Genomic DNA, 20,167 nt, shown 5'->3' with positions numbered 1-20,167 from the left:
GGGAGGCGTATGAAAAGAATAGTCTTTACAGGCGGTGGTTCGGCGGGGCATGTGACGCCAAATTTAGCAATTATTCCACATTTGCAAGAAAAGGGCTGGGATATTTCTTATATTGGTTCTTATCAAGGGATTGAAAAAACGATTATAGAGAACGAAGGAATTCCGTACTATGGTATAGCGAGCGGAAAGTTGCGCCGTTATTTTGATTTGAAAAATATAAAAGATCCTTTTCTGGCTATGAAGGGTGTAATGGATGCTTATGTGCGAATACGAAAATTAAAACCGGATGTTATTTTTTCAAAAGGTGGTTTTGTATCTGTACCAGTAGTAGTTGGTGGATGGCTAAACCGTGTTCCAGTTTTGTTACATGAGTCCGATATGACGCCAGGGCTAGCGAATAAAATTGCACTCCGCTTTGCTTCGAAAATATTTGTTACGTTTGAAGAAGCTGCGCAGCATTTGCCAAAAGAAAAGGTGGTTTATACAGGTTCACCTGTGAGGGAAGAAGTGCTACGTGGAAATCGTGAAAAAGGATTACACTTTCTTGGATTCCATGCTAGAAAACCCGTTATCACGGTTATGGGCGGTAGTCTAGGAGCGAAGAAAATCAATGAAACAGTACGAGAAGCATTGCCAGAGCTTCTTAAAAATTATCAAGTTGTTCACCTATGCGGAAAAGGAAATCTAGATGAGAAGTTACAAAGCATAGAAGGGTATAGACAATTTGAATATGTACACGGAGAATTACCAGATGTATTAGGAGCAACGGATTTTGTCATCTCACGTGCTGGATCAAATGCAATTTTTGAATTTTTAACATTGCAAAAGCCTATGATCTTAATTCCATTACCGAAAGCTTCAAGCCGCGGTGATCAAATTTTGAATGCACAATCGTTTGAAAGACAAGGGTATGCATCGGTTTTATATGAAGAAAATGTAACAGTGACATCCCTTATGGAGCATATACAAGAGTTAAATCATAATTGTGCAAAGTATAAAAAAGAATTAAAAAAGTATAGTGGGAAAGAAGCAGTACAGACCATTATGAAATATATTACGGAGGCATGATTTTAAAAAATCATGTCTTTTTTAGTAGAATGAAAGGTTCGAAGAATTGCTGTATTTATGTTACAATAACAGAGATTTAATAGGGGAATTCCAGTTCTTTGAGCGTGAAAATACGAATGGATTAGGAGTGACTGTGTTGGAGCTGAGTCTCTATGAAAATACTGCTCTGATTATATGTTTTGTTTTGTATGTTGGTAGTGTTATTGTTTACATTTCAAGGAAATTTTCACAAGAACGAAACTTGCAAAAATCGGAAATAACAGCCGAGTTAGAAATGTTAGCCGATGAAAGTGATAAAAAACAAAAAATAAAAGAGGACCATCAGGCATCCCACCACTTAAACGCAAAGTAAGTTTTGAAGGTGGGGCCTTTTTTGCGAGCTGTTGCAAGATCCTCCTCTATATATTATCGTGAACGCTAAAAAAGGAGTTTCCCTGCTGTTTTTATAAATAAGGAGCTAATTCATATGAATTTCTATATTGCCTCAGGTTTTCAAAATAAACATCTTGTTCAATTTGTAGCGAATAAATTGCAAGAAGCAGGATGGCGCCATACATATGATTGGACTCAAAATGAAAGAGCAACGAATAGAGAACAATTACAGAAGATTGGTCAGGCTGAAAAGCAGGCGATACAAAAGGCTGATGTTTTTCTACTTTTATTAGATGGCGGAAACGGGAGTCACACGGAGCTTGGTATGGCGATTGCTTTAGAAAAGAAAGTTTATTTGTACCATAAAAACAACCCGCTGCAAACAACGTTTTACCATTTACCAGAAGTGAGTATTTTTCAAGGAGAACTGGAGGAGTTTATTTCATACGTCATGAATAAAGGAGACGCATAGATCATGCAGATTTATGATACGATATACGGTAATTTTGAAATAGACGGCGTATTAGAAGAACTTGTGCGAACAAAAGCTATGCAAAGGTTGAAGAAAATTCATCAAGTTGGAGCGAGCTTTCTTGTAAAACCAGAGTGGAATGTAACTCGTTATGAGCATTCAATTGGAGTTATGCTTCTTGTAAAAATGCTGGGTGGGGGTGAAGCGGAACAAATTGCAGCATTGCTTCACGATGTGTCACATACTGCTTTTTCACACGTTGTAGATCGTGTATTACATAAAAAAGATGAAGACTATCATGAACATATTTTTGATACAGTCATTGAAAACTCAGATATCCCTCTTATTTTACAAAAGTATGGGTATGATTCTAAAATGCTTCAAAACTGGGAACAATGGATGCTGTTGGAACAACCATTACCAGCTTTATGTGCGGATCGTATAGATTATACACTTCGCGATTTACATACATATGGAATGATTTCAAAACAAGAAGTTTTTACATTTTTAAAGCAATTAATTGTTCGTGAACAACAAATTTGCCTTAGTACCATAGAGGCAGCAGAGTGGTTTACTGAGGTGTATTATAAAGAAACACTGGATTTCTTTTTACATCCATTAGGTTCCTACAGCTATTATGTACTAACAAATGTACTGCAAATTGCGCTAGAAAAACATGTGATACATATTGAAGACTTTCTTCTTGATGATGAGACACTGCTCCAAAAATTAAAAAATTGTCAGGTTGAAGAGGTAACGAATTTATTGAGTACTTTGCACCCAAATGTATTATTAGAAGAGAATGAACAGGAGTACGATATTTGTTACCTAGGTGGGAAGGAACGCTTAATTGATCCGTCTGTCTATAGGAATGGTAAAATATATAAGGCGTCTAGTTTATCTGAACATGTAAGGCTGTGTAATCAAAAAGCGAAAGAGAGCTTCAATAAAAATATATATTTAAAAATAAAGAAGGCATAAAGGAGTTATATATATGAAATTAGAACAAGGATGGGAAACAAGCTTCTTAGAAGTTGTACAGAAAAGTGAATTTAAAAAAGATGCACTACGTAGTCAGTTACTTTGTATGGACGGAGAAGAAGTAGAAGAACTTGTTGATGATTATGGGTATGAAGAGATTGTTAATCGTGAACATGATGAGGAATTAGCAGAAATCTTAGGTGAGGAACTTTTTGGTGAAATGGAACGTTACGTATTTTTATCTGCGCAACCTGAAGAAAAGCTCATTTCATTTGTAAATGGATTAGGATTTCATATTTTAGATTGGATTGTTTTGCTTGAAACAGAATTTGGGATAGATAGTGCAGTATTTTCATCGGATGCAGTAAAAATGTTAGAAAAACGATTTAAACAGTTTCCGTATATAGAAGATAAGACAATTTTTGATATGACAATTGGAGAAGCAATGGATGTATTAGAGTCTGTTACTGGTTTACAATTGAAAGAGAAGATGGGTATATAGTAGTAAAAATGAAAAAGAACGTGAGGGCTTCACGTTCTTTTTTTACATAATAATAATTTTGTCAGTTAATTTTTTTTGTCCTGTAAGAAGTGCATTCAAATACTCAACTTTTCGTATACAAGATTGAATATGCTTTTCAACTTCTTGCAACTCTGCTTGATGGTGCGTTTCAATTGGATGAATTTGCACGTTAAATTTTTCAAATTGATTGCTGTATGTGATTTCTGCATAGCCGCTCATGATATCGGTTTGATTATGAAATAAGAACTGTTTTGTTTCTTCGCAGTATGTTACATCTTGAAATCCATATGATTTTAATGCTTCGATTACTTTTGTAATAATTGTTATATCCATTTTTCTCCCTCTTTACGAAGTTCTGCTTTTCTATTATAACACGAAATAAGTCCGAGAAAGCGTTTCCAAATGCGTTTTCTCCTAATCTTTACGTATAATTCACAAAAATGATACAAACAAAAAATAATTGTAATAAAGGAAGGACTCTTTTACTGTTTCATCATATATATAGAGAAATAGTGCAATGAAAGGAAACGTATTTTCAAGTTGAGCGCAGTAAAAGAGGTGAGAATCTTGAATTTTGATATTACAGGACAAAAAGCATATGTAAAGGATGGGCCATATCGAAATCGACTTGGCATTATAAAGCAAAAAGAAAAGCAGGAAGAACCAAATTTTATAATTGTGATTGACGGTCAAAACATCGATGTAGAGCTAAAAGATATTGTTTTAGTAGGCGTAGATGTGCGGCAATTTCATGAATGGTGCGAGCAAAATGGCTATTTGTAAAAGGGACGGGCTGTGAAGTGAAACGTTAATTTTTATTTTGTGCGAGAAAAGGTTCGTTTTGAATAATAGAAAGAAGTTTTGACATGCATCAATAGCTTATAATCATTGGAGGATACTATGTTCAATATAAGAGCATGTATCCTCATTCTTTTTACATAATAAAATAATTAATTTGGTAAAGAGAAATAAAAAATGAAATCTATTTTTGTTTCTAACGATAATGATGTGTTATGGAAACTTCATATGAAAATCATATTCATCATAAAAGGTTCCATTAAAGGGTAATATTGTTTTTGTTTACATATGAGTTTTTCAAGGTTGTCAAATCAAAAGCACTTTTACATTGATTTTACAAAATTCCAATATTTTTATAATAAAAGTATTTTATTCTTTAAAAGTAGTTTAATAGAAAATTTTGAGAGGGTGTTAGATTTGTTTAAGAAATCATTTATTTTTCCTGTTCTTTTATTGCTGTCCATTATTTCTCTGTTCTCGTACAACAGTAAAATACTTGCGGCAGAACCTCTAATGTTCGAAAGAGGTAATAAAACTGACATTAAAGTTATGTCTTATAATATTCATCATGGAGAAGGTACAGATGCTATTTTGGACTTGAAAAGAATTGCAGAGGTTATTAAACAATCAGATGCTGATATTATTGGCTTGCAAGAAGTAGATAATCATTTTTCGGAGCGCAGTAATTTTGAAGATCAAGCGAAATGGTTAGCAAATTATTTAGGAATGAAGTATACATATGCTGCAAATCTTGATTATGAACCTTTACAAGGAGGAGAGCATCGTCGGCAATATGGAACGACCGTGTTAAGCAAATATCCGATCCTTTCTTCCCAAAATCATCTGCTCACTAACATTTTATATCCAGTAAACCCGACAGAGCAGCGCGGTCTTTTGGAAACTGTGATTAACGTGAAAGGAAATCACGTTCACTTTTACAATACACACCTTGACAATAAAAGAGCCGAGCAAAGAAATCTACAAATTAGAGAGATACTTGATATAGCAAAGCAAAAAGAAGGAACGAGCATCTTTGTGGGAGACTTCAATGCTACACCTGAAAGTGCAGAAATGTTGAAGATGACGGAACAATATAAAGATGTATTTGCTGTACTTGGTCAAGATGGGGACTATACTATTCCTGTAGATAACCCAAATCGTCGCATCGATTATATTTTTACATCTGAAGATGTGAAAATTCGTACTGGGGAAGTTATAGACACTTTTGCATCGGATCATTTACCAATTACTGCAGAGCTTGTGCTGACAAAAAAAACGCTATCTAATCATGGGTTAGGCAAGAACTAACTGCTAATAAGGAACTGCCGGTAATGTAAGTTAGATAAATGTAAAAATTTAAATATTATGCTATTTTTTAATGGTAGAAAAAAATAAAGGACTCTAACACTAGTATGTTAGAGTCCTTTGTTTTTTAGCATTTTTAAAATGGAAGTCTCAATTTAATTTTTCTTATGATGCAACTTCTTCGTTTTTAACATCCTCTTGATTATACGTCTCATGATCTAATTCACCAAGCCATTTACTAGAAATAAGACCTGCTGTCATTGATCCACTGACATTAAGAGCTGTACGCCCCATATCAATTAATGGCTCAACTGAGATAACAAGAGCAACAATTCCGATTGGTAAGTTCATTGTTGAAAGTACGATTAATGCTGCGAATGTTGCTCCGCCGCCTACACCGGCAACACCGAATGAGCTAACAGCGACAACAGCGATTAACGTTAAAATAAACTGTGGTTGTAATGGATCAATTCCTACCGTTGGAGCGACCATCATCGCCAGCATAGCTGGATAAATACCTGCGCAACCGTTTTGACCGATAGATACCCCGAAGGAAGCGGCAAAGTTTGCAATTCCTTCTGAAATACCAAGTTTCTCTTTTTGTGCTTCAATATTTAATGGCATTGCACCTGCACTAGAGCGAGAAGTGAAGGCAAATGTTAAGACCGGGAATACCTTTTTTAAATATTGAATTGGGTTTAAACCGGATAGAGCAATTAATAATAAGTGAATAACAAACATAACGATAAGTGCTACGTAAGATGCTAAAACAAAGTTACCGAGTTTTAAAATAGCATTCACATCACTGCCAGCGACTGTTTTTGTCATAAGTGCTAATACGCCGTATGGAGTCAGGCGTAAAATTAACGTTACCATACGCATTACAATTGCATAAACAGCATCAAGCATTTTCTTAAATAACTCTGCTTGTTCTGGATATTTTCTTTTTACACCGATAAAGGCAATTCCAATGAACGCCGCAAAGATTACAACAGAAATTGTTGAAGTTGGACGTGCACCAGTTAAATCAAGAAATGGATTTGTAGGTAATAATTCCAATAATTTTTGTGGAATGGGTGTTTGTTCAATTGAACTAAATTTTTCTTCCACTAATTTTAAGCGAGCTGTTTCTGCATCACCTTGTTGTAAGCCAGTTGCTTGAACGTCAAACCCTGCGCTTGCAGCGATACCAACAGCGGCAGCAATTCCAGTTGTAAGAATTAAAATTCCGATAATAAGTCCGCTAATTTTACCAAGATTTTTTGTTAATTTTAACTTCGTAAATGCTGAGATAATAGAAACTAAAATTAGTGGCATAACAATCATTTGTAGCAGTTTTACATAGCCACTACCGATTATGCTAAACCAGTTATTTGAATCAATAATAACTTTAGAAGTAGGTTCATAGATAAATTGTAAGATAAGACCAAATGTAATTCCGACCCCTAAAGCAGTAAATACGCGTTTATTAAAAGATACATGCTTGCGTTGCATATAATACAATATGCCGACTAATATAAGCATGACCGCAATGTTAATTCCGACTAGCAGTGTATGCATGTTGATTCCCCCTAATTCCAATCTGTTATATAAAATATATTTCAAGAAAACCTATAAGTCAACTAGGTAATTAGAAAAAATAAAAAAGATGGCAATTTGCCATCTTTTTAATGCCCAGCTCCAGGGACAAGTAGAAATGTTGTATAGTATGTAAATCCAATGAAGAAAACAGTTAAATATGCCCCAAATACGTATATATACATACGCTCTGTTAATTTTAAATAACTTAAAAGTACGAAGAATCCTGTTTGTCCTAAAAATAATAGTGCAGTTGCGTACATATCCCCTAGGTAAAACATAACTGAGAAAATTCCAGTCCAAAAGCCGAGAACGCGAAACATGCGCTCCATGCAATCTCCCTCCTTTTCTAAAAAAAGTAAACCTCTCTTCATTATAGTTTATTTTTCTTACTATTGTAAATATTTGCGAAAAAAGAAAAGAAGCCACATGTGATTGACTTCTTTTTGACACATTTTCATATGAAGAAATTATAGATGAACTTTGTAGTTGCAAGATTTACATCCGTCTAATAAGTTATCATGTCGTGTTAATTCCATGTTTGGGAATAGGATTTCAAAAATTCCCTTCATCATATCGCTATGCATATTGCAAATTTCTTCAGGATGATGAACAGCAACTTCTTTAAATGGGCAATTGTACACATCATAGAAAATTTGTGTGCCATCTGTGCTTAATTCAAATGAAGGAGATAGGCCAGCAGTTGATAATGCTTCTTTTGCAATTTGAACTTTGTGTTCCAATGTTAATGAATTTTCATTAACATTTAAACGCTGCATATGTTGTTCCATTACTTCTTTACCAAATTGTTTGCCTGTTTCATATAATGCTTTTTCACCGGCCACGCCGAGACTAAGCAGTGAATTAAAAGCGATTTTCGCTAATAATTGATAATCACGAAATGGGAATTGCAGCTGAATTAAGTCTTCAGATAATACATATAATCTACTTGGTCTTCCGCCTTTTCCCGTTTTCTTCGTTTCAGATCTCAACATATTAACATCTTCTAATTTTGATAAATGTAGACGGGCTACGTTTGGATGGATATTAAATTCATCTGCGATTTCTTGTACAGTTACGTAACTATGTTTTTGAGAAATATATTTATAAATATAATAACGAGTTGGATCAGATAGTACACCTGTAATTTTTAAAGCTTGTTCCATGAGGATCTCCACCTTTATCACTTTATCCAAGATATTAACATTATAATACAGATAAAGTTGCATATAGGTAATTTTGGTCAATAATTCAGAAATTGTTCATAATTTCACAAACATATTTTTCCTTTTTGAGGAAGGGAAAACGCGAAAGTCACGATTTTTCTTATGTATCTCTCCATGGTATATACATAGTGAGGAGGGGATAATTATGAATGGTGTTGAGCATTTTGCTAATACAATTATGAAAGAAGCATGTGCATTACAGGCATCCGATTTACATATCGTGCCGCGACAAGAAGATGCAGTCATACAATTGCGTATTGGAAAAGATTTAGTAACGAAGCATTGTATTGGAAAAGAATTTGGAGAAAGACTTGTTTCGCATTTTAAATTTTTAGCATCTATGGATATAGGGGAAAGACGTAAGCCGCAAAATGGATCATTGTATTTACAAATTGATGGACAAGAAGTGCACTTGCGTCTTTCTACACTGCCAACTGTGTATTTAGAAAGTCTCGTCATTCGTTTGCACTTGCAAGCGTCGGTTCAACCGCTTTCCCAGCTTTCTTTATTTCCCAGCTCTGCAAAAACACTTCTCTCTTTTGTACATCATTCTCATGGATTACTCGTGTTTACTGGGCCGACAGGATCTGGAAAAACAACGACAATGTACGCTTTGTTAGAGGTAGCTAAAAAGGGACAAACGCGTCGAATTGTTACACTTGAGGATCCAATCGAAAAGCGAAAGGATGGTTTATTACAAATTCAAATTAACGAAAAAGCAGGTATCACGTATACAACAGGTTTAAAAGCGATTTTGCGCCATGATCCTGATATTATTTTAGTCGGTGAAATTCGTGATGAAGAAACAGCGAAAGTAGCTGTGCGTGCAAGTTTAACAGGACATTTAGTAATGACAACGCTGCATACAAACGATGCAAGAGGAGCTGTGCTGCGTTTGATGGATTATGGGATTACGCGGCAAGAAATTGAACAATCATTGCTCGCTGTGGCAGCGCAGCGCCTTGTTGAATTGAAGTGTCCATTTTGCAAAGGGAAATGTTCACCGTTATGTAAAGCAATGAGGCAAGTGCGGCAAGCAAGCGTTTATGAGTTGTTATATGGCTATGAATTGAAACAAGCTATTCGTGAAGCAAATGGAGAGCGTGTAACTTATCATTATGAAACATTACAATCATGTATAAGAAAAGGGTATGCTTTAGGCTTTTTAGAAGAGGATGTTTATGTTTGAACGAAAAGGGTGGCGATTACATGAACAGGTCTTGTTATTAAGAAGGCTTGGAGAATTGTTAGAAAAGGGTTATTCGCTTTTACAAGCGTTAGAGTTTTTGCAATTTCAGCTATCTTCTCAAAAGCAAATTCAATTACAACATATTGCAGAGGAATTAAAAAATGGTCGAAGTATTCACGATGCTTTTCACCAACTCATGTTTCATCCAGACATATTAAGTTATTTATTTTATGCACAGCGGCATGGGGATATTTCTTTTGCATTGCAACAAGGAAGTGTACTACTGTATAGAAAAGATAAACATCAAAAAGATATGATGAAGGTACTCCGCTATCCGATATTTTTATCTCTTTTTCTAATAGGAATACTTGCTGTATTCAATTTCGTTTTGCTTCCACAATTTGAAACATTATATAGTTCCTTGCGTTCCTCTTCCGTCACATTTACCGATCATATTATGCTCTTAATTCGAATACTTCCGTACATGATCGGAGGATTTTTTCTCTGCACCGTTTTAGTAACATGTATATATGTGTTTTATATACAAAAACTTCCCCCAGTTCAAAGAATGAATATTATGATTCGGATTCCCCTTATAAAAACATTTCTTATTTTAACAAATTCTCATTATTTCTCTGTTCAATTAAGCGGCTTATTACAAGGCGGATTATCGGTACTCGAAGCCTTAACGTTAATGATTGAACAAAAACATCATCCATTTTTTCAATGTGAAGCGACTCGGATTGAAGAGTTATTAATTGCGGGCGAACAGTTGGATTCTATTATTATGAAAAGCAGTTACTACGAGCGTGAACTGTCTTACGTGGTTGCGCATGGACAAGCGAATGGGAATTTAGCGACAGAATTAGGAGATTATAGCGAATTAACGATTGAAAAAATGGAAGGAAAGATTCACCGTATTTTAGTCATTATTCAACCACTTTTGTTTACATGTATCGGAATCATTGTTGTCCTTATGTATTTAGCGATGATTATGCCAATGTTTCAAATGATGAATTCTATTTAGGGGGTTAGTTTAAATGATGAATGAAAAAGGATTTACACTTTTAGAAATGTTATTGGTTATGGTTGTCATATCCGTATTACTGTTACTAATCATTCCAAACGTTATTTCACAGCGTTCTTCTGTACAAGGAAAAGGTTGTGATGCTTACGTAAAATCGGTCGAAGCGCAAGTGCAGGCTTATCAATTACAACATAATAAGATACCAACCATCAACGAATTAGTGAAAGACAAGTACATTACTTCCACAACGTGTCCAAAAGGGGAGCAAATTAGTATTTCAAGTGACGATGGTACAGTATCCGTTGTTGGCAAATCGTGAAACAAAAGGGATTTACATTTTTAGAGATGCTCCTCGTTCTATCCATCATTTCGATATTGAGTGTTGTTACTTATTTTAACGTTGCACCATTATATGAAAGGCAAAAAGTTGAACAGTTTTTAAAACAATTTTCACAAGATATATTGTATATGCAGCAGTTAGCTATAAACCGCCGGAATCTTCATATGTTACGATGGAGCCCTGAAAAACATATGTATAGCATTTGGGAATCTGGTGACAAACGTTCCCTTTTTATTCGGGAATATGAACGTGATATAAAGATTGATTTAAATACTTTTCCAAATCCAATGACCTATAATGCGAATGGAAATATAAACCAAGGTGGTACAATTCTACTTTCTTATCGCTCGCGCACCTATGAAATTGTATTTCAACTTGGGAGAGGGAGATTTACGTATCGTGAAGTGCCAAAAAGGATCGGTTATGCTCGAAATGCTCGCATCGTTAAGTTTATTGATGATGGCTGTGTCACTGTTGCTTCCGCAAACACTCCTAATTATGCAAGAAAGAAAAAATATTCAATTTCGGTATAAAGCACATGTATTGTTGAAGAAGGAAGCAGCACTATATATGTATCAAAATCGACCGAAGCAGCAAAAAGAGGAGACAGTAGATGGTGTTCTATATCAGACGCATTGGCGAGGAGAAGAGGTTTGTGCAATTTGGGAAGATGTCAAACAAAAAAGAATGGAACAATGTCGCCATGTATAAAAGTAGAGAGGGAGAAGCAGGATTTACGTTACTAGAAATGCTGTTATGTTTATTGTTTTTATCTATTTTCTTTCTCCTTATGCCGCGCCTCCATAGTTTATTTATCGAGAAACCATATTCGAGACAAATAAATAGTTGGGAATGGGATGTGTTCATGGAGCAAGTACAATTAGAATTTCGGGAGAGTCAAATGGGGAAAGGTGTCGAGTTAGAGAATCAAGAAGATCTACTCCTTTTTCAAATGAGTAATGGTGCTAACGTAACGTATGAAGTGTTAGGAAATAATATCGTGAGAAAAGTAAATACGCTAGGGATGGAAATTATATTACAAAAGGTAAGTTCGGTTTCTTATGATTTAACACCTAATATATTAACTATACATGTGCAAGATATAAGCGGTAAAATGTACCACGGTGTAGCAACGCGTTACGCACCTATTGAGTTGAAAACATGAGAAAACAAGATGGGTTTGCGATGCCAGGAACATTAATTCTTCTTTTCTTACTGTTTTCATTCTTTATATATGAAATAAATATGTTGCAATCTGATCAAAGATTATATAAGGAGACGCAACAAAAATTTTTGTTAGAAGAGATTATTGATCAAGCAGTTGCCTCTATAAAGAAAGATTTGCAGGCAAAAGAACAAAATGATGTATTTTCATTTCAATATGAAAATGGTGAAGCGAGTGGCAACTATGTATTTGAAAATGAAATTGTATTTGTTACATTGCAGTGTATGACGAAACAAAAACGTCTCTATAAGGTGAACTTTCAGTACGATAAAACAAATAAAAGAGTTATGAACTGGGTAGAAGAGCGATGAGGAAGAAGTTTCATTACCATTACGTTTTGTTCTTGATACAAAATTAAGGACAAAACGTTTTTTTACTAATTTGCGCAAGTAGTATATAAAATAAACCACATCAGCCCATATTTCGTTATAATACAAATAATTAAACAATGACCAAATTGACAGAAAAGAGGTAACAAAATGCAGTCCATTTACATAACAGGATTTATGGGAGCCGGAAAAACAACAATTGGGAAGCTGCTAAGTGAGCAACTTCATATTCCAGTTGTAGATACAGATCAGAAAATCGAAGAGAAGCGAGGGAAGGTCATTCGCGATATTTTTGCAGAAGAAGGAGAAAGCAGTTTCCGTGAATACGAAAGTGAAATGCTGCGTTCGCTACCTACAAGTAATTTAATCATTACAACTGGTGGTGGCATCGTTGAACGCGCAGAGAATCGCCAGTGGATGAAAGAGAACGGAACGGTTGTGTATTTATATTGTGATCCGTATGTTATCGCAGAACGTCTACGTGAAGATACAACGCGTCCATTATTTCAAAAAGAAAATATAGAAGCGTTTGTAGAGAAATTTGCGGGGCGCCGGGCATATTATGAAGAAGCCCATATACATATTGATACAACAAATAAAAGTGTGGGAGAGATTATAGAAGAGCTACTCTGTAAGATTAATGTGTAAAAAAAGTGGACATAATAATCAAGTAGAGGTGATGATAATATGTCTACTAATGATTATGTGCGTTTTGTGACGCAACAATTTGTATCATATATGAATGCTCCCAAAGAGGATCGAAAGCAGAAGAAAGAACAACGCCGTGCTGAAAAAGCACCGTTTTTAAACAGATGGTTTGGTATGATGCCGCTTAGCGCAGCTTTGTTTTATCAAAATGTAAAGAAGAAAAGAAAGAAAACAAGTTAATAAAAATTGGAATGATTTACCGCTAGTAATGGTGCTGAGTGGTATAGTAAAATTTTGGAGATGAGTGTATACTTGTCATCGATTCGACAGATCAACCTATAAAAAATCCCTCGGCGTAATGTTGCGCCGGGGGATTTTTATTATTTTTTTGATAATTTATACCTTATTGGGTAGACTCATTCTGTTCAGTTACCGCGTGTATTTTATTATTTACCCATACAAATCCTATGCCAATACATATGGAGATTCCCCAACCAACAGCGGTCATGATTGCTCTCATTTCACCATATCCTTCTACACCAAAAACAGAGATGAAATAGATTTTTAAAAAGCTTTTTAAAATGAATTGTAGACCGAAAAATAGTGTTAAATACTGCAGTGCTGGATATATGCGTTTATCGCGGTAAAGGGCACGACTCTTATCTCGGTCATGTCCTTGCAAGGCTGCGATATCAGCTGCGAAATATAACATGAGGGGTTTCTTAATAAAGATTGTACAGATGACAATGCATCCAAGTACGATATGGTAATATGCGTCATTCCAAAGCATTCGCTCAGCAGAGCCAGATAGTAAGTCTACTGTCGTGTTAGCAATGAGAGTAATCAGAATAAAGAACCCTGTAATGTTGAACTGCTTTTCTTTTTTAAAGCAGTACAGTGTATAAAGAATTCCCGGTACGGAGGAAATAAGCATTGCATAATAAGAATCAATATGTGTTTTTGCAAATTTCCAAAGGACAAAAGGGAAGATGAGATAAAAGACAATGTCGAATATAGCTTTCTTATTTTGATTCATTGTAGGCCTCCTTAAGTGATAGGTATATTCTACAATATAATTTCTGAATATTGTACATAATTAATTGATAATTGAAATCAAATTAAAATAATTTTAATTTAGTGTTGACTTTAATTTGATAACTTGTATATAATACAAATTGTAATCATTATAAATTAGAAATTAATCTCAATTAGCTTCAGGAGGATGAATATAGATATGACAAAACGTTTAGTAGGGAAACAAGCACCACGTTTCGAAATGAATGCAGTAATGCCAAATAAAGAATTTAAAAATGTTAGTTTAGAAAAAAACATGAAAAATGATAAATGGACAGTATTATACTTCTATCCAATGGACTTCACTTTTGTTTGTCCAACAGAAATCATTGCACTATCTGATCGCTACGATGAGTTCGAAGATTTAGATGCAGAAGTAATCGGTGTTTCTACAGATACAGTACACACACACTTAGCGTGGATTAACACAGATCGTACAAAAAATGGTTTAGGCGACTTACGTTACCCATTAGCAGCGGATACAAACCATGTTGTATCAAGCGAATACGGCGTGTTATTAGAAGACGAAGGAATCGCACTACGTGGATTATTTATCATTAGCCCAGAAGGCGAATTAATGTACCAAGTTGTACACCATAACAATATTGGACGTGAAGTAGACGAAGTATTACGTGTTCTTCAAGCACTGCAAACAGGCGGACTTTGCCCAGCGAACTGGAAACCAGGACAAGAAACTCTATAATTTATCCCGCTATTTGCGGGCAGTAAGACCCCCACCTCAAAATTCAGCAAGAGCAAAGGAGTTAGGTGGGAGATCAACTGCCCGTAAAAGCCCGATTGATGCGGGCTGATAATCAGTGGGGATGAAGAAAACCCCCACTGATTAAAGTTTCACTTTATAAGTCGTAGGAGGAATAGATAGAATGAAATTACGTGAACAAATGCCATCATTAGAAGGTGCAACAGAAATTTTAAATGACGCAGTAACGAGTGAAGATTTAATTGGAGATAAGCCGACATTAATTCACTTTTGGTCTGTAAGCTGTTACTTATGTAAAGAAGCGATGCCAGAAGTAAATGAATTACGTGATGAGTATGATGATCGCTTAAACGTTGTAGCGGTTCATATGCCTCGTTCAGAAGAAGATTTAGACTTAGCAGTAATTGAAAAAATGGCAGAAAGCCATGACATCATTCAACCAATTTTAGTTGATAGCAAACATGCGATTACAGATGCATTTGAAAATAAATATGTTCCTGCTTACTACGTATTTGATAAAGAAGGTAAGCTTCGTCATTTCCAAGCGGGTGGAAGCGGTATGCCAATGCTTCGTAAACGTCTTGAGCGTGTACTAAACGAAGCAAACGAAGCGTAAGTCATAGTTTAGTAGAAATAAAAAAGATTGCCACTAGCGTGGTAATCTTTTTTATTATATAATAATTAAAACGCTTTCATTTTTAAAAGTTTGTTCACAAAATTGACGAAAACTTAAGTTATTCCTATCGTCATGTTGTTTTATAATGAAACTAATCATCTATACATGCATACAATATTGTGAAATAAATAACATAAATAATCTATATAAATGTAAACGTTATCAAAAAAGAGAGGTGGAGACAATGAGTAAATTTTTCTTCAATCATAATCCAGCAACAATAGAAGATGGAAGGCTTGTAGAATATGCTGAAATTATTTATGGTGAAGGTGGCCGTTCTGTATTAGAAAATTTAATGGTGAAAGCATCTATCAGGTTGCGTGATCGTTATCCGCATAAATCTGACGAACAGATCTCTCATCTCGTAAATCAAGGCTTACACGATATGTTTCAGAAATATGTGAAGGAATAAGAGGAGCGAAAAGCTTCTCTTATTTTTGTATAAGGATTGCCCCTCTAGCTGACAATAAGAATGAATTTGAAAAACATAAGGGGTGAAAGAGATGAGTAATGGCGTAGGACGTTCGAAAAAGAATCTTCCAACAGATGCAAACCATGTAAGTGCAAAAGACAGAGAATATCAAAAGCGAATGACAGAAAAGCAGCAACAAGAACATAACGATGGCCGGAAGTATAATGGGAAAATATAAGAAAAGCTCCTTCTCATATGAAGGGGCTTTTCTCATGAAAAAAATGATTAGCGGTTACATAAAAGAGTCCACCATTTATAATTTGCATTGTAATATGCGGTTCGTATTGCTCTTGTAAGGCTTGCTTTTCTATTTCGTAGCTTTCGGGAAGCGCTTCACTTTCTTCGTAAAAGCGATTTAGAAGTGCTAAATCATGATTCCAGCGTACACGTGCTTCTTCAGCCCATGTATGATCATCTGCTGCGATAAGGTTTTTTAATGCATCTTCTATTCGCTGTAATCCACTTTGTGGCTTAATAATTGGAGTAAGTGTAAAACTGAAATCTGGTATTTTTGGCGTGAGCCGAATTTTTGCTAATGTTTCATGAAAGTTTGTAATCATTGTTCCAGAAATAAGATGAATCCCAATGGAATGAAGCATGTCTTTCTTTCGATCGCATTGATAACATACTTTTACATTGACACCAAGCCATGGATGAAGTGGTGTATGAGTTGTACCACCTGAATTCACTTCTTCGAATAAACGTATGTATGATCCGAGTTCTTTTGTTGTTTGAAAGATTTGATGCAGGCGAGGAGAGCCGTAGTGAATAAGCTCACCTTCCTCTTCGTCATTCTCTGGATCTGTAATGAGAGTGAGTCGCATGGGATTTGGGATGCCGCCTGTTTTCTCAAGGTAATGCCAATAAAAAGGGCGATTCATCAATAGTTTATCCATCTCAATTGTTAATTGTACATCTAGTAGATGCGGGGAACGCTGGGAAATTTCACAGTCGTTTGCCTCAAAAAAACCCCATAAGTAATTATGAATTTCATGTTGCTGCATAACCTTGCACCTCTGCTTCGTTTCTCTTCGCAAAGTCGATGATAGATGTTAAATTTTCCATCTTAATTCGAATTTCTCCTTCGCTCTTTGACCCTGCGAAAATCTCTTGAATATGCGCATCGATATTTTTCATATTGATTCTTGTTAAAATCTCATCAAGTTCACCGATGACTCGCTCAAATAAATTGATTTTTTCATATAGAAGTTTCAAGATATGTTCTTCAACTGTATGTTTTGTTGCTAGGTTATAAATATGGACATCATTTTTTTGACCAAGCCTATGAATACGTCCAATCCGCTGTTCAAGCCGCATCGGATTCCAAGGCAAGTCATAGTTAATCATATGACTACAAAATTGTAAGTTAATCCCTTCACCGCCTGCTTCTGTTGCGATTAACACTTGCGCGTGATTTTGGAAGAGTTCTTTCATCCAATCTTTTTTTCCGCGTTTGAATCCACCTCGAAAGGGAACAGATGAAATACCATGTTGTTTTAAAAACCATTGTAAATACATTTGCGTTGCTCTGTATTCTGTAAAGATGACGACTTTATCATTAATTTCTTTTATAAGTTCTAGTGCTTGATTTGCTTTTGAATTAAAAGGAATATGATTGATTTTATTCATTAAAACATCGATATATGGGTCTGGTATATAATTCTCATTTTCTTTTTGTCTTTTTTCCACATGCTTTTTGAGTGAGTAATAAACCGCTTCACGGCTACTACATACCTCTCGTTTCAAAGTTAATGATGAAAAGGCAGAGGTAAAAGCGTCTTGTCCTTTCCAATTTTCAATTGCATCATATAAAGCTTGCTCTTCCTCATTAAAATCAATAAATATTGTGCGGACGTGCCTTTTCGGCCATTCGATCCCCGTACCATTTCGCCGATTTCTTACCATCACTTTGTTAATGAGTGCTTTTAAATCTTCATCTGACTCCGGTGAACGATTTTTGGAAGCATAATATTCTTCGAAGTTAGATTGATTCCCTAAATGACCTGGTTTTAATAAGGAAACAAGATTAAAGATTTCATCGATTTTGTTTTGGACAGGTGTTGCGGTTAGTAATAAACAAAACTTCTTTTTTAGACGCTGCGCAAATTCATAGTTTTTTGTTTTATTATTTTTGAGTTTATGTGCCTCATCAATAATGATGAGATCATACTCTAAGTTTAAAACGATATCACGATGCGGTGAACGCTTTGCTGTATCAATGGATGAAACGATAACGTCAGCTTGTTCCCACGAGTAGCTTTTTCTCTGGGCAACTGCAGGGATAAAAAACTTTGTGTTAAGTTCATATGCCCACTGGGAAACAAGGGAGGCTGGAACGAGTATAAGTACTTTTTTAACAAGACCGCGCACCATATATTCTTTTAAAATAAGACCCGCTTCAATTGTTTTTCCAAGCCCAACTTCATCTGCTAGTATTGCTTTTCCATTCATTTGCTCAATAACAGTTTGTGCTACTTCTAGCTGATGAGGAAGCGGCGTGAAATGGGATAAGTGTTTCGGTGCTTGTAAACCATCAAATGTAGGGACAAGCAATGATTTTTCTGTTTTATAGGCTAAATCATATAGTTCCCAATTTGTCCAAGGGCCGTCTTCATCAATTCGTTTTAAAAAATTATTTTGCCATGTCCGATCTACGGAAATATCGACATTCATTGAAACTCTCCCACCTTCTGTAAACTAAAACGGTTATTGTTATACCCTTCACCAAAAACTATAATTTCTAGCATTTTCAGGTGAAGTCGTTTTTGCAAGTATAAGAATAAAAAATTCCAAATTATTTTTTATGCTAGAATATTGATGAAATAGATCGAAAAATGTTAGGATAATGGTGTGAAATGTATGGAATCTTTCGTATTTTATCCAAGAAAGTACTTTTTTATTTACGCTTTCATAAAAAAATGCATTGAGATTCCGTATATCCCATCTTTTCTGAATAAAAAATGTTTAGATACGGGAAGCCAACTTTTATTGATTTGTCATAGACAGCATAAGGGGGAAAGAACATGATTACATTACAACGTACACCGCTATTTGATGTTTACGCGAAGTATGGTGGGAAAACAATCGACTTTGGTGGTTGGGAATTACCAGTTCAATTTTCAAGTATTAAAGAAGAGCACGAGGCTGTTCGTACAGCAGCGGGTCTGTTTGATGTGTCTCACATGGGAGAAGTTGAAGTCACAGGTGCAGATAGTTTAGCATTTTTACAACGTGTTGTTACAAATGACGTTTCTACCTTAAAGGTAGGAGGCGCACAATATACAGCAATGTGTTACGAAAATGGTGGTACTGTAGATGATTTGTTAATCTACAAACGTGACGAAGAAGACTACTTATTAGTAATCAATGCATCGAATATCGAGAAAGATTACGAATGGTTAGCAAGTCATGTAATTGGCGATACGAAAGTAGTCAATGTTTCTAGTGAAATTGCACAGCTTGCAATTCAAGGACCAAAAGCAGAAGGCATTTTACAAAAAGTTGTGTCAGAAGATTTAAAAGAAATTAAGTTCTTTAAATTTAAAAACGATGTTCTTGTAGATGGCACTCCTGCCCTTGTATCACGCACTGGTTATACGGGTGAAGACGGATTTGAAATTTACTGCAAGAGTGAAGATGCTGCAAAACTTTGGGAGAAACTTCTTGAAGTTGGAGCAGAAGACGGCTTAAAACCATGTGGTTTAGGAGCACGTGATACACTTCGTTTTGAAGCAACACTTCCACTTTATGGGCAAGAATTATCGAAAGATATTACACCAATTGAAGCTGGAATTGGTTTTGCAGTAAAAACAAACAAAGAGGTAGATTTCTTTGGGAAAGAAACACTAAAAGAATACAAAGAAAACGGTGCACCTCGTAAATTAGTCGGCATCGAAGTAATTGAGCGTGGTATTCCTCGTACGCATTATCCTGTATATGTAGGCGAAGAAAAAATCGGGGAAGTTACAAGTGGCACACAATCTCCAACGTTAAAGAAAAGTATTGGTTTAGCATTAGTTGATGTAAAATACGCAGCAGTTGATACAGAAGTAGAAATTGAGATTCGTAATAAACGCGTCAAAGCAGTAGTCGTTCCAACACCATTTTACAAACGTTCAAAGTAACGGGGAGAGGGGTAGATTT

At 35.4% G+C, this 20,167-nt stretch carries 28 protein-coding genes and 1 pseudogene; 21 read left to right on the top strand and 8 right to left on the bottom strand.

The genetic code is table 11. The annotated features are described in order from the left end of the window. The first annotated feature begins 9 nt into the window (after positions 1 to 9). The 5 genes from J4P91_RS05570 to J4P91_RS05550 all read left to right on the top strand — a co-directional run bounded on the left by J4P91_RS05570 (position 10) and on the right by J4P91_RS05550 (position 3,395). Positions 10 to 1,068, top strand: coding sequence for an undecaprenyldiphospho-muramoylpentapeptide beta-N-acetylglucosaminyltransferase (locus J4P91_RS05570; RefSeq protein WP_207993202.1), 1,059 nt, complete (start codon positions 10 to 12; stop codon positions 1,066 to 1,068). A 49-nt stretch (positions 1,069 to 1,117) separates the two neighbouring features. Then, positions 1,118 to 1,420 (top strand): DUF3966 domain-containing protein, encoded by a 303-nt coding sequence (locus J4P91_RS05565; protein ID WP_243763734.1) that lies wholly within the window; start codon positions 1,118 to 1,120, stop codon positions 1,418 to 1,420. 114 nt (positions 1,421 to 1,534) lie between these two features. Further along, positions 1,535 to 1,912: a nucleoside 2-deoxyribosyltransferase gene (locus tag J4P91_RS05560; protein WP_207993201.1), complete on the top strand. Its 378-nt coding sequence runs from the start codon at positions 1,535 to 1,537 to the stop codon at positions 1,910 to 1,912. Positions 1,913 to 1,915: 3 nt separating this feature from the next. Beyond that, the gene (locus tag J4P91_RS05555) at positions 1,916 to 2,893 is read left to right on the top strand and encodes an HD domain-containing protein (RefSeq protein ID WP_207993200.1); all 978 of its coding nucleotides are present in this window, start codon (positions 1,916 to 1,918) and stop codon (positions 2,891 to 2,893) included. A 13-nt stretch (positions 2,894 to 2,906) separates the two neighbouring features. Then, positions 2,907 to 3,395, top strand: a complete 489-nt coding sequence (locus J4P91_RS05550; RefSeq protein WP_017150823.1) for a hypothetical protein — start codon at positions 2,907 to 2,909, stop codon at positions 3,393 to 3,395. A 42-nt stretch (positions 3,396 to 3,437) separates the two neighbouring features. On the opposite strand, the gene J4P91_RS05545 is transcribed toward J4P91_RS05550, so the two are convergent. Next, on the bottom strand, positions 3,438 to 3,749 hold the full coding sequence (locus tag J4P91_RS05545; protein ID WP_017150824.1) for a hypothetical protein: 312 nt from the start codon (positions 3,747 to 3,749) through the stop codon (positions 3,438 to 3,440). A 234-nt stretch (positions 3,750 to 3,983) separates the two neighbouring features. Between J4P91_RS05545 and J4P91_RS05540 the strand changes: the two genes are divergently transcribed. Then, positions 3,984 to 4,199 (top strand): DUF3912 family protein, encoded by a 216-nt coding sequence (locus tag J4P91_RS05540; protein WP_017150825.1) that lies wholly within the window; start codon positions 3,984 to 3,986, stop codon positions 4,197 to 4,199. 528 nt (positions 4,200 to 4,727) lie between these two features. Next, positions 4,728 to 5,522, top strand: coding sequence for an endonuclease/exonuclease/phosphatase family protein (locus J4P91_RS05535; protein ID WP_207993199.1), 795 nt, complete (start codon positions 4,728 to 4,730; stop codon positions 5,520 to 5,522). A 162-nt stretch (positions 5,523 to 5,684) separates the two neighbouring features. Here J4P91_RS05535 and J4P91_RS05530 read toward each other — a convergent pair whose 3' ends face one another. The 3 genes from J4P91_RS05530 to J4P91_RS05520 all read right to left on the bottom strand — a co-directional run bounded on the left by J4P91_RS05530 (position 5,685) and on the right by J4P91_RS05520 (position 8,263). Then, positions 5,685 to 7,100 (bottom strand): L-cystine transporter, encoded by a 1,416-nt coding sequence (locus J4P91_RS05530; protein WP_279538557.1) that lies wholly within the window; start codon positions 7,098 to 7,100, stop codon positions 5,685 to 5,687. Between the two features lie 86 nt (positions 7,101 to 7,186). Further along, positions 7,187 to 7,429, bottom strand: coding sequence for a DUF2626 domain-containing protein (locus tag J4P91_RS05525; protein ID WP_000440707.1), 243 nt, complete (start codon positions 7,427 to 7,429; stop codon positions 7,187 to 7,189). Between the two features lie 138 nt (positions 7,430 to 7,567). Beyond that, a complete protein-coding gene (locus tag J4P91_RS05520; protein WP_207993197.1) occupies positions 7,568 to 8,263 on the bottom strand; it encodes a helix-turn-helix transcriptional regulator in 696 nt (231 codons plus the stop codon). A gap of 205 nt (positions 8,264 to 8,468) precedes the next feature. Between J4P91_RS05520 and comGA the strand changes: the two genes are divergently transcribed. From comGA to J4P91_RS05475, 9 genes and pseudogenes are all read left to right on the top strand, one after another. Beyond that, on the top strand, positions 8,469 to 9,512 hold the full coding sequence (gene comGA, locus J4P91_RS05515; RefSeq protein WP_207993196.1) for a competence type IV pilus ATPase ComGA: 1,044 nt from the start codon (positions 8,469 to 8,471) through the stop codon (positions 9,510 to 9,512). Beyond that, on the top strand, positions 9,499 to 10,539 hold the full coding sequence (comGB, locus tag J4P91_RS05510) for a competence type IV pilus assembly protein ComGB (RefSeq protein WP_026049145.1): 1,041 nt from the start codon (positions 9,499 to 9,501) through the stop codon (positions 10,537 to 10,539). The genes comGA and comGB overlap by 14 nt, the downstream gene beginning before the upstream one ends. Positions 10,540 to 10,552: 13 nt before the next feature. Then, the gene (gene comGC, locus J4P91_RS05505) at positions 10,553 to 10,858 is read left to right on the top strand and encodes a competence type IV pilus major pilin ComGC (protein ID WP_207993195.1); all 306 of its coding nucleotides are present in this window, start codon (positions 10,553 to 10,555) and stop codon (positions 10,856 to 10,858) included. After that, a pseudogene (gene comGD / locus J4P91_RS05500) lies at positions 10,855 to 11,298 on the top strand (competence type IV pilus minor pilin ComGD); the annotation flags it as partial. The gene comGC and the pseudogene comGD, both read left to right, overlap by 4 nt. Further along, positions 11,279 to 11,590 (top strand): competence type IV pilus minor pilin ComGE, encoded by a 312-nt coding sequence (gene comGE, locus J4P91_RS28760; RefSeq protein ID WP_307802524.1) that lies wholly within the window; start codon positions 11,279 to 11,281, stop codon positions 11,588 to 11,590. The pseudogene comGD and the gene comGE, both read left to right, overlap by 20 nt. Then, positions 11,583 to 12,044 (top strand): competence type IV pilus minor pilin ComGF, encoded by a 462-nt coding sequence (gene comGF / locus J4P91_RS05490; RefSeq protein WP_207993292.1) that lies wholly within the window; start codon positions 11,583 to 11,585, stop codon positions 12,042 to 12,044. Before comGE ends, comGF begins: the two co-directional genes overlap by 8 nt. Further along, entirely contained in the window at positions 12,041 to 12,415 is a 375-nt protein-coding gene (comGG, locus tag J4P91_RS05485) for a competence type IV pilus minor pilin ComGG (protein ID WP_207993192.1), read from the top strand. The genes comGF and comGG overlap by 4 nt, the downstream gene beginning before the upstream one ends. 168 nt (positions 12,416 to 12,583) lie before the next feature. Continuing rightward, complete coding sequence (locus tag J4P91_RS05480; RefSeq protein WP_207993191.1) at positions 12,584 to 13,081, top strand: shikimate kinase; 498 nt, start codon at positions 12,584 to 12,586, stop codon at positions 13,079 to 13,081. A 39-nt stretch (positions 13,082 to 13,120) separates the two neighbouring features. Beyond that, the gene (locus tag J4P91_RS05475) at positions 13,121 to 13,321 is read left to right on the top strand and encodes a YqzE family protein (RefSeq protein ID WP_207993190.1); all 201 of its coding nucleotides are present in this window, start codon (positions 13,121 to 13,123) and stop codon (positions 13,319 to 13,321) included. Positions 13,322 to 13,484: 163 nt separating this feature from the next. On the opposite strand, the gene J4P91_RS05470 is transcribed toward J4P91_RS05475, so the two are convergent. After that, positions 13,485 to 14,117 (bottom strand): VC0807 family protein, encoded by a 633-nt coding sequence (locus tag J4P91_RS05470; protein ID WP_207993189.1) that lies wholly within the window; start codon positions 14,115 to 14,117, stop codon positions 13,485 to 13,487. 198 nt (positions 14,118 to 14,315) lie between these two features. Here J4P91_RS05470 and J4P91_RS05465 point away from each other — a divergent pair, with 198 nt between their 5' ends. After that, positions 14,316 to 14,858 (top strand): peroxiredoxin, encoded by a 543-nt coding sequence (locus J4P91_RS05465; protein ID WP_207993188.1) that lies wholly within the window; start codon positions 14,316 to 14,318, stop codon positions 14,856 to 14,858. 181 nt (positions 14,859 to 15,039) lie between these two features. Beyond that, entirely contained in the window at positions 15,040 to 15,492 is a 453-nt protein-coding gene (locus tag J4P91_RS05460) for a TlpA disulfide reductase family protein (protein WP_207993187.1), read from the top strand. A gap of 54 nt (positions 15,493 to 15,546) precedes the next feature. On the opposite strand, the gene J4P91_RS29560 is transcribed toward J4P91_RS05460, so the two are convergent. Further along, entirely contained in the window at positions 15,547 to 15,651 is a 105-nt protein-coding gene (locus J4P91_RS29560; RefSeq protein ID WP_307802523.1) for a GTP pyrophosphokinase, read from the bottom strand. Positions 15,652 to 15,736: 85 nt separating this feature from the next. On the opposite strand from J4P91_RS29560, the gene J4P91_RS05455 reads away from it, so the two are divergent. Then, a complete protein-coding gene (locus J4P91_RS05455) occupies positions 15,737 to 15,964 on the top strand; it encodes a hypothetical protein (RefSeq protein WP_017150839.1) in 228 nt (75 codons plus the stop codon). Positions 15,965 to 16,055: 91 nt separating this feature from the next. Then, a complete protein-coding gene (locus J4P91_RS05450; RefSeq protein ID WP_000064866.1) occupies positions 16,056 to 16,202 on the top strand; it encodes a hypothetical protein in 147 nt (48 codons plus the stop codon). A 13-nt stretch (positions 16,203 to 16,215) separates the two neighbouring features. Here J4P91_RS05450 and J4P91_RS05445 read toward each other — a convergent pair whose 3' ends face one another. Both J4P91_RS05445 and J4P91_RS05440 read right to left on the bottom strand, forming a co-directional pair. Next, positions 16,216 to 17,028: a YqhG family protein gene (locus tag J4P91_RS05445; protein WP_017150840.1), complete on the bottom strand. Its 813-nt coding sequence runs from the start codon at positions 17,026 to 17,028 to the stop codon at positions 16,216 to 16,218. Next, positions 17,015 to 18,697 carry a DEAD/DEAH box helicase gene (locus tag J4P91_RS05440; protein ID WP_017150841.1) on the bottom strand — a complete coding sequence of 561 codons (1,683 nt, stop codon included), beginning with the start codon at positions 18,695 to 18,697 and terminating at the stop codon, positions 17,015 to 17,017. The genes J4P91_RS05445 and J4P91_RS05440 overlap by 14 nt, the downstream gene beginning before the upstream one ends. A 350-nt stretch (positions 18,698 to 19,047) precedes the next feature. Between J4P91_RS05440 and gcvT the strand changes: the two genes are divergently transcribed. Beyond that, on the top strand, positions 19,048 to 20,148 hold the full coding sequence (gcvT, locus tag J4P91_RS05435) for a glycine cleavage system aminomethyltransferase GcvT (RefSeq protein ID WP_017150842.1): 1,101 nt from the start codon (positions 19,048 to 19,050) through the stop codon (positions 20,146 to 20,148). Positions 20,149 to 20,167: the final 19 nt, after the last annotated feature.

Origin of the sequence: Bacillus sp. XF8, assembly GCF_017498755.1 — a bacterium.
GTDB lineage: Bacteria > Bacillota > Bacilli > Bacillales > Bacillaceae_G > Bacillus_A > Bacillus_A bingmayongensis.
The sequence above is the reverse complement of the archived record's forward strand: the minus strand, read 5'-3'. Positions and strand labels throughout refer to the sequence as shown.